14 protein-coding genes and 2 tRNA genes are annotated in these 13981 nt (G+C 66.4%); 10 read left to right on the top strand and 6 right to left on the bottom strand.

What is annotated here, in order from left to right:
* The first annotated feature begins 14 nt into the window (after positions 1 to 14).
* The 4 genes from AWY79_RS09270 to AWY79_RS09285 are packed head-to-tail and all read left to right on the top strand — an operon-like array spanning position 15 to position 3877.
* On the top strand, positions 15 to 737 hold the full coding sequence (locus tag AWY79_RS09270) for a glycosyltransferase family 2 protein (RefSeq protein WP_158509884.1): 723 nt from the start codon (positions 15 to 17) through the stop codon (positions 735 to 737).
* The gene (locus AWY79_RS09275; protein ID WP_066802789.1) at positions 724 to 1104 is read left to right on the top strand and encodes a DUF2304 domain-containing protein; all 381 of its coding nucleotides are present in this window, start codon (positions 724 to 726) and stop codon (positions 1102 to 1104) included. The genes AWY79_RS09270 and AWY79_RS09275 overlap by 14 nt, the downstream gene beginning before the upstream one ends.
* Positions 1105 to 1109: 5 nt before the next feature.
* A complete protein-coding gene (locus tag AWY79_RS09280; protein WP_066802791.1) occupies positions 1110 to 1934 on the top strand; it encodes an alpha/beta hydrolase family protein in 825 nt (274 codons plus the stop codon).
* Positions 1931 to 3877, top strand: a complete 1947-nt coding sequence (locus tag AWY79_RS09285; RefSeq protein ID WP_066802793.1) for a hypothetical protein — start codon at positions 1931 to 1933, stop codon at positions 3875 to 3877. The genes AWY79_RS09280 and AWY79_RS09285 overlap by 4 nt, the downstream gene beginning before the upstream one ends.
* A gap of 6 nt (positions 3878 to 3883) precedes the next feature.
* Here the strand turns inward: AWY79_RS09285 and AWY79_RS09290 are convergent, their stop codons facing one another.
* The gene (locus AWY79_RS09290; RefSeq protein WP_066802795.1) at positions 3884 to 4918 is read right to left on the bottom strand and encodes a FecR family protein; all 1035 of its coding nucleotides are present in this window, start codon (positions 4916 to 4918) and stop codon (positions 3884 to 3886) included.
* Positions 4919 to 5161: 243 nt separating this feature from the next.
* Here AWY79_RS09290 and AWY79_RS09295 point away from each other — a divergent pair, with 243 nt between their 5' ends.
* Positions 5162 to 5935: a substrate-binding periplasmic protein gene (locus tag AWY79_RS09295; RefSeq protein ID WP_158509885.1), complete on the top strand. Its 774-nt coding sequence runs from the start codon at positions 5162 to 5164 to the stop codon at positions 5933 to 5935.
* A gap of 61 nt (positions 5936 to 5996) precedes the next feature.
* On the opposite strand, the gene AWY79_RS09300 is transcribed toward AWY79_RS09295, so the two are convergent.
* A tRNA-Leu gene (locus AWY79_RS09300) sits at positions 5997 to 6083 on the bottom strand.
* Positions 6084 to 6305: 222 nt separating this feature from the next.
* Here AWY79_RS09300 and modA point away from each other — a divergent pair.
* The 3 genes from modA to AWY79_RS09315 are packed head-to-tail and all read left to right on the top strand — an operon-like array spanning position 6306 to position 8456.
* Positions 6306 to 7040, top strand: coding sequence for a molybdate ABC transporter substrate-binding protein (gene modA, locus AWY79_RS09305; RefSeq protein ID WP_066802799.1), 735 nt, complete (start codon positions 6306 to 6308; stop codon positions 7038 to 7040).
* A gap of 4 nt (positions 7041 to 7044) precedes the next feature.
* On the top strand, positions 7045 to 7701 hold the full coding sequence (gene modB, locus AWY79_RS09310) for a molybdate ABC transporter permease subunit (protein WP_066802801.1): 657 nt from the start codon (positions 7045 to 7047) through the stop codon (positions 7699 to 7701).
* The gene (locus tag AWY79_RS09315) at positions 7698 to 8456 is read left to right on the top strand and encodes an ATP-binding cassette domain-containing protein (protein ID WP_078063733.1); all 759 of its coding nucleotides are present in this window, start codon (positions 7698 to 7700) and stop codon (positions 8454 to 8456) included. Before modB ends, AWY79_RS09315 begins: the two co-directional genes overlap by 4 nt.
* Before the next feature lie 47 nt (positions 8457 to 8503).
* On the opposite strand, the gene AWY79_RS09320 is transcribed toward AWY79_RS09315, so the two are convergent.
* The gene (locus tag AWY79_RS09320) at positions 8504 to 9601 is read right to left on the bottom strand and encodes a metallophosphoesterase (protein WP_066802802.1); all 1098 of its coding nucleotides are present in this window, start codon (positions 9599 to 9601) and stop codon (positions 8504 to 8506) included.
* Positions 9602 to 9702: 101 nt separating this feature from the next.
* Between AWY79_RS09320 and AWY79_RS09325 the strand changes: the two genes are divergently transcribed.
* Positions 9703 to 9912, top strand: coding sequence for a TOBE domain-containing protein (locus AWY79_RS09325; protein ID WP_066802803.1), 210 nt, complete (start codon positions 9703 to 9705; stop codon positions 9910 to 9912).
* A gap of 75 nt (positions 9913 to 9987) precedes the next feature.
* On the opposite strand, the gene AWY79_RS09330 is transcribed toward AWY79_RS09325, so the two are convergent.
* Both AWY79_RS09330 and AWY79_RS09335 read right to left on the bottom strand, forming a co-directional pair.
* Positions 9988 to 10884: an AEC family transporter gene (locus AWY79_RS09330; RefSeq protein ID WP_066802804.1), complete on the bottom strand. Its 897-nt coding sequence runs from the start codon at positions 10882 to 10884 to the stop codon at positions 9988 to 9990.
* Positions 10885 to 11064: 180 nt separating this feature from the next.
* Positions 11065 to 11151, bottom strand: a tRNA-Leu gene (locus AWY79_RS09335).
* A gap of 158 nt (positions 11152 to 11309) precedes the next feature.
* Between AWY79_RS09335 and AWY79_RS09340 the strand changes: the two genes are divergently transcribed.
* A complete protein-coding gene (locus AWY79_RS09340; protein WP_066802809.1) occupies positions 11310 to 12215 on the top strand; it encodes an AEC family transporter in 906 nt (301 codons plus the stop codon).
* Positions 12216 to 12285: 70 nt separating this feature from the next.
* Here AWY79_RS09340 and AWY79_RS09345 read toward each other — a convergent pair whose 3' ends face one another.
* Positions 12286 to 13971, bottom strand: a complete 1686-nt coding sequence (locus AWY79_RS09345; protein WP_233490889.1) for a methyl-accepting chemotaxis protein — start codon at positions 13969 to 13971, stop codon at positions 12286 to 12288.
* Between the last annotated feature and the right edge of the window lie 10 nt (positions 13972 to 13981).

Raw genomic sequence — 13981 nt, forward strand, 5'->3', positions numbered from 1 at the left:
AGTAGTTGATGGTCATGCATGGAAAAGTGAAACCCGCCGTGATCATTCCCGTCCTCGACGAGGTCTCGACCGTCCGAGAGGTGGTGCGCGGCGTCCTGGGCCACGGCTGCGACGCGATCGTGGTGGACGACTCCAGCTCGGACGGGTCGGGGCGGGCGGCCCGCGAGGCCGGGGCCGAGGTCCTGACCATGCCGTTCGGCTGCGGGGCGTGGAACGCGACCCTGGCCGGGCTGCTGCACGCCGTGAAGCGCGGCGGGTATCCCGGATTCCTGACCATGGACGGCGACGGCCAGCACGATCCGGACTGCATTCCGGCCCTTCTGGCCCACGGGGCCTCGACCGGCGCGGACGTGGTGGTCGGCAGCTGCCCGCAGCGCGGCGGACCGGCCCGGCAATGGGCCTGGAACCTCTTTTCCTCCATGACGCGCCTTCCGGTGCGCGACTTCACTTCCGGGTTGCGGCTCTATTCCCCGCGCGCGGTCCGCTGCGTGCTCACCCCGGAGGCGGCCCTGTACGATTACCAGGACCTCGGCGTCCTGCTCCTGTTGCACCGCCGGGGCTTGTCCCTGGCCGAGCTGCCCGTGGACATGCGCCCTCGGCAAAGCGGCCGCTCCAGGGTCTTCTCCAACCGCAGGGACGTGGCCGCCTACCTGGTCAAGACCGGCCTGGGCGTCCTCTCGCACTGGTTGGCCGCGCCCGCGCCTGTCGCGGACTGGAGGGATTATGACGCAGGCTAATCTCGCGGCGGCGGTCATCGCCCTGTCTTTCGCCGTGGTCATCCTCCTGCTCGTGCGGCGGCAGCGGCTCGGGAGCTGGCAAATTCTCTGGTGGCTGGCGGCGGCGTGCGGCATGGCCGTCCTGGGGCTGTTTCCGTCCGTGGCCGACTGGGCCGGGGAGCGGCTCGGCATCCACTATCCGCCGGTTCTGCCCATCGTGGTGGCCCTGTGCCTGCTCTTCGTCAAGGTCTTGACCATGGACCTGGAGCGCACCCGGCAGGAGCGCAGGCTGCGCATCCTGGCCCAGAAGCTGGCCGGGGTCGAAGCCAGGCTCCATGACCTCGAACACCCGTCTCCCGGCGATTCGGACCGGGACGACCTGACCTGACCGCCATGTCCCGGAGTTTTCTCAGGCCCCTTTCCCTTCTGCTGCTCCTCGGCTTGTTCCTGGGCGGGTGCGGCGGTCCGTATCCCATAGACGCCCTGGCGCCGGAACAGGGCTTCAGCGCCCACGTGCTGGCAGGCGAGACCTTCGACCTGCGCTGGTTCGGGCGCGGGTGCGGCGCGACCCTGCGCGTCTACATTGAGGGCGACGGCCGGGCGTGGCTGACCCGGACCCGCCCGTCGAGCGACCCCACGCCGAGGCGCGCCGAGGGGTTCGAGCTGGCGGCGGCGGACCCGTCTTCGGCCGTGGCCTACCTGGCCCGGCCCTGCCAATATGCGGAGGAGGGCGGGCGGCGTAACTGCGTCATCCGGTTCTGGACCTCGGCGCGGTACGCCGAGCCGGTGGTCCGCGACCTCTCCTTGGCCGTGGACGCGGCCAAGGGGCAGGCCGGGGCCGAACGCGTGGAGCTGGTGGGCTATTCCGGCGGCGGGGCCCTGGTTGTGCTGCTCGCCGCCAGGCGCGACGACGTGACCGGGATCGTCACCGTGGCCGGGAATCTCGACCACGCCTGGTGGACCGACCAGCATCGGGTTTCGCCCCTTGCCGACTCCCTGAACCCCATGGATTTCGTCCGTCGGGTGCAGTCCATCCCCCAGGTTCACGTTGCGGGTGCGGATGACGAGATCATTCCGCCCGCCATGGCCCTGCGGTTCGTCGCCGGTATGAGCGACGCGAGCCGGGCGCGAGTGATGGTGGTCCCCGGCATGGGTCACGACGGCGACTGGCGGGAACCCGTGGCCGAGGCCCTGGCCGAGTTGGAGGCGCTGCGATGAAGGGCGAAGTCCGCCCACCGTCCCCGGCCCCGGCGGTCCTGGCGGCGATGGCGTTGGGCGTAGCCGCGATCCTGGCCGTGGCCTGGTTCCACTGGGGATGGCTGACCGACAACGCCATGGTCCTGGACGGGGTCCCGGCCGTGGGGAACAACGACGGCTATTTCCATCTGGACCGGGCAACGGCGCTGGCGGAGCAGGGGGCCTGGTTGACCGACGCCCTGACCGACCCGCGCCCGTCCATGCTCCTGCCGCACCTCCTGGCCCTGTTCGCCGGGACCGACCGCGCTCTGCTGCATCTCCTGGCGGCCTGCGCCGGGCCGCTGTCCGGGCTGGCCATGTTCCTGGCGGTTTTGCCGTGGGCGGCGGACACCCGGTCGCGGTTCACGATCCTGGCCGCGCCGCTCCTGGCGGTCCTGGCCCCGTACTGGGTGGTTCGCACCCATGTGGGGTTCCTGGACACGGACGGGGTGGCCGTGGGGTTGTCCTTCCTCGCGCTATATTGCGTCCGCCGGTTCTCGGCCGGTCCGGCCCCAGCCTGGGTGGCTGCCTACATTTTGGCCACGGCTGTGACCTGGCTCTGGTGGCGGCCCGGCGCGTACCTTTGCCTCGGTTTTCTGCTGCTCTACGCGGTATATCCTCCCCGAAACCGGCGCGACGGGGCGTTCAAGGTCGCCATCATCGGCGGAGTCCTGCTCGCGGCGGGGCTGGCCGCGGCCGGGGTGAAGCCGTTTTCCGGGGTGGGGGCCTATGTGGCGGCCCACGCGGACCTGGCCTTCGGCGGGGGAGACCGCGGGTTGCTCGGCAGCGCCGTGCGCGAGCTGGCCGGGGTGAGCGTGGCCGAATTGGGGCATCGGGCGCTCGGCGCGTCCTGGCTGCTGGTCCCGGCCCTGCTCGGCACCGTGGTGCATGTCCTCCGCTGCCGGGCGCGGGCGTTGTTTCTGGCTTCGGGCTGGCTTTTCGGGGCGGCTTCCCTGTATTCCCAGCGGTTCATCCCGCTGTTCGTGCCGGTGGCCGCCGTATACGCCGCCTACGGCACGGCGTTCTGCCTCGACCAGATTGATTCCTACGTCGGCCGGGTCGGGCGCGGGCAGTTGCGAGCGGCCTGCGCCTTTGCGGCCCTGGCGGTCCTGTTGGCCGGAAGCGCGGCGAACCTGAGCCGCTACCGGCCCGAACCCTATTTCCAGCGTGCGGATTTCGAACTGGCCGAGGTTGTGAAGCGGTCCTTTTCAGCGGACACGGTCATCTGGACGTGGTGGGACTACGGTTATTTCTTTCAGTATCTTACGGGGATGAAGACGTTCTTTGACGGCGGCTCCCAGACCGGGACCACCTGCTTCGCGGCGGCCTATCCGCTCATGCTGTCCGAACCTGCCCGGGGTGCGGCCTGGATGCGCCATTTCGCCGCGACCTTCCCCCGGTTCGACGAGTCCCGGCGGGGTGCGGGCTGGCAGCGGTACGCGGCGGAGCTGGCCGAATCCCTGGTCCGCGAGGATGACCGGGGCGGCCCTCCGGTTGCCCTGGTCCTGCCTGCGCGGGTCTACGGCGCGACGGGCTATCTCTACGCCTTCGCCCATGTCTACGACGAGCAGGTCCCGCCCGTGCGAAACCGGTTGGACCTCTTTGCGGCCCGAGGGTTCGCCTATGACGAGGGGGCGGGAGCCGTGACCGTTCCCGAGGCCATGATCGCCAAGGGGTATGAAGCGGTGGGGAGCGTCCTGGACGGTACGGACAGGGACCCGGCGGAGTTCGATTTCGCGTCTCTGGCCGACCCCTATCTTGTCTTTTCACGCCATGCGGATTTCGTGGCCGTCACCGATCGCGAGATGGTCTCTTCGGTGTTCTTCCGGCTGCTCGGGCTGTTTTCGCCCGCGCCGGACTTGTTCCGTCCCGTGACCTTCGGCTACCGGACGGGCGGCGCGTGGCGCGTGGCGGCGGGTTCCTGATTCACCCTATTGCCTGATGCGCGGCCTGACCGTGGGCTTGGGCTCCACCACCGGCGTCTTTACCGTGGGTACGGTCGGCGTGATGACCGGCTGCACCACCGGGGTCTTGAGCGTCGGTGTGGTGGTCACGGGCGTCTTCACCGTGGGGGTAGTGGTCACGGGCGTCCTCACAGTCGGCGCGGTCGTGGTCGCCGGGGTCTTGAGCGTCGGAGCCACCGTCGCGGTGCCGGTGGGGGCGGTCTTCAGCATCGGGACGGGCGCCGTGGGCGCGGCGTCGACCGGGGCCGCGAACGTGGTCGGGGCCTGGGGGTCGGAGGACGATCGCGTCGGTGCCGGAGCCGGAGCCTCGGATGAGGACCTGGACTGCGCCGGGGCCGTGTTCCCGGCCGGGGCCGGGGCGCTCGGGGCCGACGCGCCCAGGCGCAGGATGGCGTTGAACATGCTCGGCGGGATGGTAGTGGGCATGGAGATGACGCCCGTGGGCAGGATCCGCGTGCGCATGCCGCTTTTGGTGATGCGCATGGTCTGTTTCGAGGTCTTGATCTCCAGGGCGTGGCCCTCGCCCAGCTCAAGCGCGCCCGCCTCCTCTTCGTCCGGCTTGACGATGGAGTAGATATCGGAGCCCCGGATGCCCAGTGTGGCCAGGGGAGTCTCCATGTTGAACCCCTCCGGATTGGCCTTGACGATCTCGCCCGTCACGGCCCGGAAGGTGCCCTTGGTGAACTTGAACAACACTTCCGCGTTGGAGTCGTTGAAGACGTAGGTGTCGATGGCCGCGTGGCTGGATTCGTCCAGGGTCAGCCGGGACTGGTCCGAAAACAGGATGCTCAGTTCAGCGCCCTTGTCGGTATCCACCTCGTCCTTGAGCATGACCGGCTGGTTCACCGCCGCGTCCAGGCTTTGCCCCCCACGGAGGATCACGCAGCGCCCGTTGGCCACGGTGACGGTCCCGACCGGTTCGGAAGCCCGGGCCGGGGAGACCCCGGCGAGGAGCAGGAAGAGAAGAAACAGAGCCAGGACAACAAATCGTTTGTCGGACATGGTGCGTTCTCCGGTTCGGTCGCGTCGGGCGGCGGTTACGGCCTATTGAGGTTTCTTGATTCTTCTATGATTCTTCGTCGGACCAATATAGTCAAGAGAAGATGTGCGCCGGGCGGGTGTACATTTCCCCGTTCAGGATAATTTATCATGGGGTGCCAGCTTGGAATCGTGCATGGTCGAGGCCGATGACCGCCGGAAATGCGGCGTGAACGCTGGTTGCAAGAACTTTTGGAGTCCGGATACATGAATTGGCGCATCGTTTTCTTCCTGATGTTGGCGTGCCTTGTGGGGTTCGGACGGGCCGGTGCGGCCGCGGACACCCTGCGGCTCGCGACCGTGGACAACCTCCCTCCGTATGCGTTCCTGGAGAACGGGAAACTGACAGGCATTTCCATCGACGTGATCAACGAGCTGGCCAAGCGGGGCGGATTCGAGGTTCGGATCAGTACGCTCCCCTGGGCACGGGTCATACTGGGGCTGGAGGAGGGCTCCCTGGACGGCGCGTTCGCGGCCTATGAGACCGAGGCGCGGAAGCGCTTCTGCCTGTACACCGGCAGGGTCCATTTCGACGAGCTCGGCGTTGCGGTCAGGGCGGACCGGCAGTTTGCCTATACGGGCCTGGAGTCTCTCTACGGGAAGACGGTAGGCAAGGGGCGCAGCGTCTGGGTGAGCGAGCCGTTCCAGGAAGCCGCGGTAACGGGAAGGATTCGTCTCGTGGAGACGGACGACATGCGCATGACCAATATCAAGATGCTCGACGCGGGCAGGCTCGACGCCGTGATCGGCAGCCCCGAGGCGATGCTCCACTATGCCAGGCGGCTGAACATCGCGGAACGGATCGTGGTGCTGCCGCAACGGATGAGAGAGGGAATTCCGGCCTACCTTGTCCTGTCCAGGACGTCCACCCTGGTGGGCAAGGAGGAGTGGCAAGACAGACTGACCCGGCTTCTGGACCAGATGAACGGCGACGGGACCATCCAGGCCATCAACCGCCGTTACGGGGTATTCGGACCCTAGCCGGTCTCCCCAGCAACGGAAAAAGGGCTGCGACCTTACGGTTGCAGCCCTTGTTCTTTCATGGTGCCGAAGAGAAGACTCGAACTTCCACGGGAATACTCCCACTAGACCCTGAACCTAGCGTGTCTACCAATTCCACCACTTCGGCACGTTCAGGAAGAGTCTGTCTATAAAAGAACCGGCCTGTTGGCAAGCACTATTTTCATTTATGTCGGGTAAAAGGGGGAGGAGCTTGATGCCGGGGAGCCGAGTGTCACGCGTTTGGGTGTTCGCGTGACCGGCTTGAGGGAAACGGGCCGGCGTCAGTAAGAAGACGGTACGGTGAAAGCCGTATCCCGACCGAAAACAATCTGCAATTTCAGGAGTTGTCATGAAAAGGATCGTTTCGCTGGTTTTAGCAATCTGCCTGCTCATCCCCAACGCGGCCTTGGCCGCGGACCTGTTCCTGGCCCAGGCCGCCAACTTCACCCCGGTCCTCAAGGAGATCATCCCCCTGTTCGAGAAGGCCACCGGGTTCCAGGTGGACGCCACCTACGCCTCCACCGGCAAGCTGTACGGCCAGATCGTCAACAACGCGCCTTACGACATACTGCTGGCCGCCGACGAGAAGCGCCCCGACAAGCTTTACGCCGACGGGCTGGCCGAGAAGCCGTTCGTCTACGCCAAGGGCCAGGTGGTCCTGTGGTCCGCCAACAAGGATTTCTGCGGTGACGACTGGAAGGCGACCGTGCAGAACGCCGCCGTCAAGCGCGTGTCCATCGCCAACACCGAGACCGCGCCCTACGGCACTTCTTCCATGAAGGCCATGCAGGCCGTGGGCGTATGGGACACGGTCCAGCCCAAGCTGGTCTTCGGCCAGTCCATCTCCCAGGCGTTCCAGTTCGCCTCCACCGGCGCCGCCGACGCGGGTTTCTGCGCCTACTCCTCCGTCTTCACCGAAGAGGGCAAGAAGGGCTGCTTCACTGTGGTCGACGAGGCCCCGCCGGTCGTCCAGGCCGCCTGCATTCTGAAGTCCGCCCCCCATCCCGAGGCGGCCAAGAAGTTCGTGGAATTCCTGAACACCCCCGAGGTTCAGGCCCTGAAGCTCAAGTACGGATACAAGTAACCCCATGGATTGGACGCCACTGATCCTCTCGGCCAAGCTGGCCTTCTGGACCATGTTGCTGATTCCTGTCCTGGCCTCCCCGATGGCCAGCCTGCTGGCCTTCGGGAGGTTCAGGGGAAAAAGCGTCCTGGACGCGATCATCACCCTGCCCATGGTCATGCCGCCCACGGTGCTCGGTTTCGCTCTGCTGGTGGTCATGGGACCCCGGGGCGTGATCGGCGCGACGTGGGAGGACGTCACCGGGGACCGTCTGGTCTTCAGCTTCTCGGCCATCCTGATAGCCTCCCTGGTCTTCAACCTGCCGTTCGCGGTCCAGCCCCTGCGGGCCTCCCTGGAGAAGCTCGATCCCCGGCTGCTGGAGAGCGCGGCGGTGCTCGGCCTGTCGCCCCTGGCCGCCTTCTTCCGGATCGTCCTGCCCAACTGCCTCGGCGGCCTGGCGGCGGCGTCCATCCTGGTCTTCGCCCACAGCCTGGGCGAGTTCGGGGTGATCCTGATGGTCGGCGGATCCATCCCGGGCCAGACCCAGGTCGCCTCGGTGGCCATCTTCGAGGCCGTGGAAGCGCTGCGTTTCAACGACGCCTTTCTCATGTCCGCCGCCCTGGTCCCGGTCTGTTTCGCGGTGCTCATGATAATCAACAAGATCAATGCGAGGCGCACATGATGCTCCGTGCCGAAATGAAAAAGCGGCTCAAGCACTTCGACCTGGACCTCGACTTCACCTGCAAGCCGGGCGAGATCACGGCGGTGATCGGTCCGTCCGGCGCGGGCAAGACCACCCTGATCCGGCTGCTGGCCGGGCTGGAGAAGCCCGACGGGGGGAGAATCTCTTTCGGGGACATGGTCTGGGCCGATCCCGCCAAGCGGGTCTTCGTGCCCGCACGCAAGCGGGGACTGAGCCTGGTCTTCCAGGACTACACCCTGTTCCCCCACCTGAACATCCGCAAGAACGTGGCCTTTGCCGCGCCGGACGACAGTCGGGTGGACGAACTGATGTCCATGTTCGGCATCCGCCATCTGGCCGCGAGCAAACCCACGGCCATCTCCGGGGGCGAGCGCCAGCGCGCCGCCTTCTGTCAGGCCCTGGCCCGCGAGCCGGTGCTGCTCCTCCTGGACGAGCCGTTCTCGGCCCTGGACGTGGCCAACCGGCGCAACCTGCGCGCCTGCCTCAAGGAGTTGAAGGGCGATCTGAGCATCCCCATCCTGCACGTCACCCACGACCTGGACGAGGCCCTGTTCCTGGGCGATTCGATCATGGCAGTGGAGCAGGGCAAGATCTCGCCGGACTGGCTGCGGGAGCAGCGGGTCATCCAGCGGCGCATGACCGAATCCGGCCTTTCGCGGGACGGTTCGGAGCGCGAGCTGCGCGAACCGGAGGAACCGCATACCCTCCGGCGGGCCATGCTCGGCTGCGGATGAGCGAGCGACGGCAACGGACGCGCCCGGTCGGAAGGCCGGGCGCGTTTTTACTTGGATCGGAGCGTTATCTTGAGGATTTCACCGGGGCTCCAGAGGCGCATGCGCGGCCCCCAAAGCCCGGTGCCGCGGCAGACGATGGCCGTCATGGGACCGAATTTTTCTTCCCCCTCGATGAGCGGGTAGCGCAGCCGGAGCAGGAGCCCGAAGGGCCAGACCTGGCCGCCGTGGGTATGGCCGCTGAGCATCAGTCCGACCCCGTAGGACGCGGCTTCCGGAAGCCGCAGGGGGGTGTGGGACAGGAGGATGGTCGCGCCGTCCGGGCGGTGCGCCAGGGCCTCGGCCAGCGGATTGTTGGCCTTCCCGCGCCGCGCGTGGGTGGTCAGGTCCTCGATTCCGGCCACCACCAGCCCCGGCGTCGGGGACTCCGCGCGATTGATCAGGACCGTGCAGCCGCCCCGGACCAGAAGCTCTTGGTTGGCCTCGGTCCGGCCGTGGTTGTCGTGGTTGCCGAGCACGGCATAGGTGCCGAGCGGGGCGCGCAGCTTTCGCATGGCGGGCAGGAATTGGTCCAGGCCGTCGGAGCGTCCTTCGAGGATGTCGCCCAGGAGCACGATCATGTCCGGTTCGAGGGCCGCGACCTGGGCCACGCGGGCCTCAAGCCAGTCCGGGTCGAGCTGCCTGCCCAGGTGGAGGTCGGACATCCCGGCCACCACCGTGCCGTCGAGTTCCGGCGGCAGCCCTTCCATGACGACTTCGTATCCGGTGACCACCGGGGCGCGGAGGCCCTGGACCAGCGCCAGGCCGGACAGGAGCAGGGCCGTTGTCAGGGCCAGGCCGCGCAGCAGCGGGGCGATGTTGGGCAGCAGCCACCCCCAGGCCGTGATCAGGTCCACGGCAAGGAGCAGGAGGAAGGACAGGAACAGAATCACCAGAAGGGCCATGCCCGCCGTTTCCAGCCCGAAGGCCCAGAAACCGGCGTTGCTCCGGCCCAGGGTCCGGCCGCCGGCCACGACCAGCCAGGCGAAGAGCCCCAGCCCGGTGCGGGCGGACCAGTGCAGGGACCCCAGCCACGGAACGGAGCCCATGCGCCAGAACACGTAGGCGGCCATCAGGGCGGTCACGGAAAGGAGTATGGTCCCGAACATCGATGATGCGTAGCAGCAATGCAGCCGAAACGCCAGGCCGCGCCAGCGGCCGTCGGCTTCGGATAGGATCGGAAGAACCTCAACCGACAAGGAGCGAACACATGAAATTGAGCGCCAGAAACCTGATTCCCGGCAAGGTCAAGGACGTGACCGTCGGGTTGGTCAACGCGGAAGTGGTCATCGAGGTGGCCCCCGGCGTGGAGATCGTCTCGGTGATCACCAAGAACTCGGTGGATCGCATGGAGATCAAGCCCGGCGACGAAGTCCGGGCCATGGTCAAGGCGACCAGCGTCATGGTGGTCAAGGACTAGTCCCGACCCCGCCGAACCATTGAAAAAGGGCTGCGACCATCCGGTTGCAGCCCTCGTCGTTTTATCGGTGCGCGGTCACAGCATCCAGAAGAGCAGGGGCAGGGTCAGGAAGGACAGGACCATCCCCAGGCTCACCGCGGCGGCGGCCAGCTCGGGCACCATCCCGGCGGCCATGGCCAGGGCGCCCGCAGTGACCATCGGGGGCATCCCCGCCTCGAAGATCGACACGTCGGCGGCCAGGCCGTGCAACCCCAGCATCCTGCAGAACGCCAGGGCCGCGAGGGGAGCCACGGCCAGCTTGACGGCCAGCCCGAAGCCAAGGGGCTGCAATATGGCCGGGCTCAGGCGGATTTTCAGCTGGAACCCGATGGCGGTCATGACCAGGGGGGTGAGCATGCCGGAAAGCACGGTCAAACTTTCCCGCACTGGCTCGGGATAGGGCCAGGAGCGCAGGGCCAACCCCAGGAACAGGGCCAGGGTGGGCGGGAAGAGCAGTGCCCTCCCGGCAATCCGCAGGAACCTGACCTTGGCGTCGCTGCCGTAAAGGGCAAGGATCATGGCCCCGTAAAAGACGAACACGGACATTGTTCCCACCTGGTCGTAGACGATCAGGGGCGGTATCCCCTGTTCCCCGAAGAACGCCGTGACCATGGGCACGCCCATGAAGGAGGTGTTGCCGATGGGCACGACCAGGAGCAGCACGCCGACGGTCTCCCTGGACCACCCCAACAGTCTGGCTCCCGCGAGGATCAGCGCCGCGGACAGCAGGAGCATGCCCCACGGGAGCAGCGCCGGGAGCAGCATCCCGGAGGAAAATTGGATCTGGGGGACCTTGAGCAGGATGACGGCCGGGAGCGCCACATACAGGGCGAACATGTTGAGGACATGCGCCGTATCCTTGGGAAAGACCGGGAGCCGTTTGAATATCGCGCCGATGGCGACGAAGATGCTGATGAAGAGGAATTTTTCCATGTCGGCCCCCGCCGAAGGGCTTTGTTCCGGGAGGGGGCGGTCGGAACACCGCTCCCTCCGCAGGCTTCGGGAAACGTGTCCGGGACCCGGATCGCCCCGAGGGAACGGGGGGAGGAGGGAGCCCGGACGGGAAAAGAGAAAAAGGGTTGCGACTGTCTGGTCGCAACCCTTGTTTCATTCTGGTGCCGAAGAGAAGACTCGAACTTCCACGGGAATACTCCCACTAGACCCTGAACCTAGCGTGTCTACCAATTCCACCACTTCGGCACGTTCAGGCGAAGAGGCTTATATATGCCCCGAACCCGGTTTGCAAGCACTTTTTTCGCCTAAGGGGCCGGGGAGCTAAGATTGTTTTCGGGATTCGGGGAACACGTTGAATTGACCGTAGAATTCCCGTATCCTTCCGGGAGGAATTGGAGCGTCGAATGGAGAATTTTCTGTTGCTGGGAGTCTGTTTCCTGCTCGGCCTGGGGTTGCGCCTGGCGGGGGTGGTGGACAACAAGGGACCGGCCGCCCTGAACGCGGTCATCATCCACATGTCGCTGCCCGCCCTGGCCCTGCTCTACGCCCACGGCCTACCCGTCGGCCCGGAGCTGATCCTGCCCGCGTCCATGGCCTGGATCGTGTTCGGGGCGGGGGCGGCGCTGTTCGCGCTCCCTGGGCGCAGGCTGGGGTTCGACCGGGCGACCGTGGTCTGCCTGGCCCTGACCGGCGGGCTGGGGAACACCTCCTTCGTGGGGCTGCCCATGATCGAGGCGTTTTACGGCCCGGAGTACCTGGGCGTGGGCATGCTCTGCGACACGGCGGGTACGTTCATGGTCCTGGCCGTGCCCGGGATCATCCTGGCCGCGTCCGTTTCCGGGCAGTCCGTGGGCTGGCGAGTGCTGGCCCGCAAGGTCCTGCTTTTTCCGCCCTTTGCAGCCATAGTCCTCGGCTTCGCCCTCCAGCCGGTCCCCTATCCCGACTGGCTGGCCGCGCTCCTGGCCCGGCTGGGGGATACACTCAGCCCCCTGGCGCTGCTTTCCGTGGGCATGACCCTGCGCTTCGGGGCCATCCGGGGCAACGGTCGCGCCCTGGCCCTGGGGCTGGGCTACAAGCTGCTCCTGGCTCCGGCGCTGATTTTCGCCCTGTATGTCTGGGGACTGGGCAACACGGACATGGTCACGCGGGTCACGGTCTTCGAGGCGGCCATGGGGCCGATGATCACCGGCGGCATCATCGCCATGGGCTACGGGATCAACCCCTCCCTGGCCGCGGCCATGCTCGGGGTGGGCATACCGGTCTCCTTCCTGACCATTCCCCTCTGGCACCTGCTGCTTTCCCTGGTCTGACGCCGGAAAGCGAAAGGGCCGGGAGCGCAGTGTCCTTGCGCCCCCGGCCCTTTGTCGTTTGTTGGCGAATCTAGAACCGTTCGAAATCGGTCTCGTCGGCCTCGCTCATGTCGAGGGCTACGCCGGAGACCGGTTTGGCCGTGATCTTGCCGGACGGCAGTTGGGCCGGAGCCCGGCGCGTGACGCTGGTCTTCGTCCGGATCGGCGCGTGTCCGCCGCCGATGTTGAAGTACTGCATCCCCTGCTGGAGCTGCGCCGCCTGGGAGGTGAACTGCCGGGCCGTGGCCGCCAGCTCTTCCGAAGCGCCCGCGTTCTGCTGGATGACGCTGTCCAGTTCCTGGATCGCCTTGTTGATTTCCTGCGCGCCCTGGTTCTGCTCGGCGCTGGCCGCGGAAATCTCCTGGACCAGGTCGGCGGTCTTGCGGATGTCCGGGACCATCTTGGTCAGCATGGCTCCGGCCTCGTCCGCCTTGGCCAGGGTGGTGGAGGACAGCTCGCCGATCTCGGCGGCGGCGGTGCCGCTTCGTTCGGCCAGCTTGCGCACCTCGGCCGCGACCACGGCGAATCCCTTGCCCGCCTCGCCCGCGCGGGCGGCCTCGATGGCCGCGTTCAGGGCGAGCAGGTTGGTCTGCCGGGCGATTTCCTCGATGATCGAGATCTTCTCTGCGATGTTCTTGATGGAGTGCACCGCCTCCATGACCGTGTCGCCGCCCTTCTGGGCGTCCTGGGCGGTCTTCTTGGCCATGTGCTCGGTCTGGGTGGCGTTCTCGGTGTTGCGTCCGATCTGGCCGATCATCTCTTCCATGGCCGAAGAGACCTCCTCCACCGAGGCGGCCTGGCGGTTGGCGCCGTCGGCCAGGGCGGTGGCGGAGCTGGTCACCTCGGAGCTGCCCGTGGCCACCTGGTCCGCGCCTTCCTTGGCCTGGCCCACGATCTCGCGCAGCTTGCGAACCATCTTGCCCAGGGACGCGGTCAGCTTGCCGGGCTCGTCGTTGTACTGAGAGGTGATGTCTCGGGTCAGGTCGCCCTCGGCCACTTCGTCGGCCAGCACCAGGGCCTCGTTGAGCGGCTGGACGATGGACCGGACGATGAACAGGCAGACGGGCAGGATGACCAGCAGGAACACGGCCAGGATGATGCTGCCGATGACCAGGACGTGAGTGGAGACGATGTCATCGATGTCGCTCATGATAGCCTGCTTCTTGTCCTCAACGTTGTCGAGGTACACGCCGGTGCCGATCCACATGTCCGTGCCGGGGATCAGGGTGGCGTAGGAGAGCTTGGGCTGGTCGCCCTTGTCGGGCTTGGGCCAGATGTAGGTCAGGAATCCTCCGCCGTTGTGGGCCAGCTTGTTCAGCTCGACCACCAACTGGAGACCGTTGGGGTCCTTGAGGTGGCCGAGGTCCTTGCCCTGCAGCGAGTGGTTCGGGGGCAGGGCCACGTTGACGGTCTTGTCGTAGACGAAGAAGTAGCCGGATTTGTCGTCTTCAAAACGGAATTTGTCCAGCATCTTGCGGATGAGTTCGGTCTTGGCAGCCGGATCGGGTACGTCGGCGATGGCCTGGCTCAGCGCTTCGGCCATGGCCAGCGTGGCGACTCGGATCTTGTCGTTTTCGCCGTCGAGCATGGCCTTGGTCGAATGCTCCACGCCCACGTCCTTTATCGTGTTCACCCCGTTCAGGAATGCCAGGGTAAAACCGATCGTGAAAAGGACGATGCAGGCGATGAGCAAAAGGATGCGTGTTTTGATGGTCATTTTTCTCAGC

Origin of the sequence: Pseudodesulfovibrio indicus (assembly GCF_001563225.1) — a bacterium.
GTDB lineage: Bacteria > Desulfobacterota > Desulfovibrionia > Desulfovibrionales > Desulfovibrionaceae > Pseudodesulfovibrio > Pseudodesulfovibrio indicus.

Excerpts from the sequence above, each read along its gene's own strand:
- AWY79_RS09270 (WP_158509884.1), top strand. The coding sequence starts at position 15 with ATGCATGGAAAAGTGAAACCCGCCGTGATCATTCCCGTCCTCGACGAG.
- AWY79_RS09275 (WP_066802789.1), top strand. The coding sequence starts at position 724 with ATGACGCAGGCTAATCTCGCGGCGGCGGTCATCGCCCTGTCTTTCGCC.
- AWY79_RS09280 (WP_066802791.1), top strand. The coding sequence starts at position 1,110 with ATGTCCCGGAGTTTTCTCAGGCCCCTTTCCCTTCTGCTGCTCCTCGGC.
- AWY79_RS09285 (WP_066802793.1), top strand. The coding sequence starts at position 1,931 with ATGAAGGGCGAAGTCCGCCCACCGTCCCCGGCCCCGGCGGTCCTGGCG.
- AWY79_RS09290 (WP_066802795.1), bottom strand. The coding sequence starts at position 4,918 with ATGTCCGACAAACGATTTGTTGTCCTGGCTCTGTTTCTTCTCTTCCTG.
- AWY79_RS09295 (WP_158509885.1), top strand. The coding sequence starts at position 5,162 with ATGAATTGGCGCATCGTTTTCTTCCTGATGTTGGCGTGCCTTGTGGGG.
- modA (WP_066802799.1), top strand. The coding sequence starts at position 6,306 with ATGAAAAGGATCGTTTCGCTGGTTTTAGCAATCTGCCTGCTCATCCCC.
- modB (WP_066802801.1), top strand. The coding sequence starts at position 7,045 with ATGGATTGGACGCCACTGATCCTCTCGGCCAAGCTGGCCTTCTGGACC.
- AWY79_RS09315 (WP_078063733.1), top strand. The coding sequence starts at position 7,698 with ATGATGCTCCGTGCCGAAATGAAAAAGCGGCTCAAGCACTTCGACCTG.
- AWY79_RS09320 (WP_066802802.1), bottom strand. The coding sequence starts at position 9,601 with ATGTTCGGGACCATACTCCTTTCCGTGACCGCCCTGATGGCCGCCTAC.
- AWY79_RS09325 (WP_066802803.1), top strand. The coding sequence starts at position 9,703 with ATGAAATTGAGCGCCAGAAACCTGATTCCCGGCAAGGTCAAGGACGTG.
- AWY79_RS09330 (WP_066802804.1), bottom strand. The coding sequence starts at position 10,884 with ATGGAAAAATTCCTCTTCATCAGCATCTTCGTCGCCATCGGCGCGATA.
- AWY79_RS09340 (WP_066802809.1), top strand. The coding sequence starts at position 11,310 with ATGGAGAATTTTCTGTTGCTGGGAGTCTGTTTCCTGCTCGGCCTGGGG.
- AWY79_RS09345 (WP_233490889.1), bottom strand. The coding sequence starts at position 13,971 with ATGACCATCAAAACACGCATCCTTTTGCTCATCGCCTGCATCGTCCTT.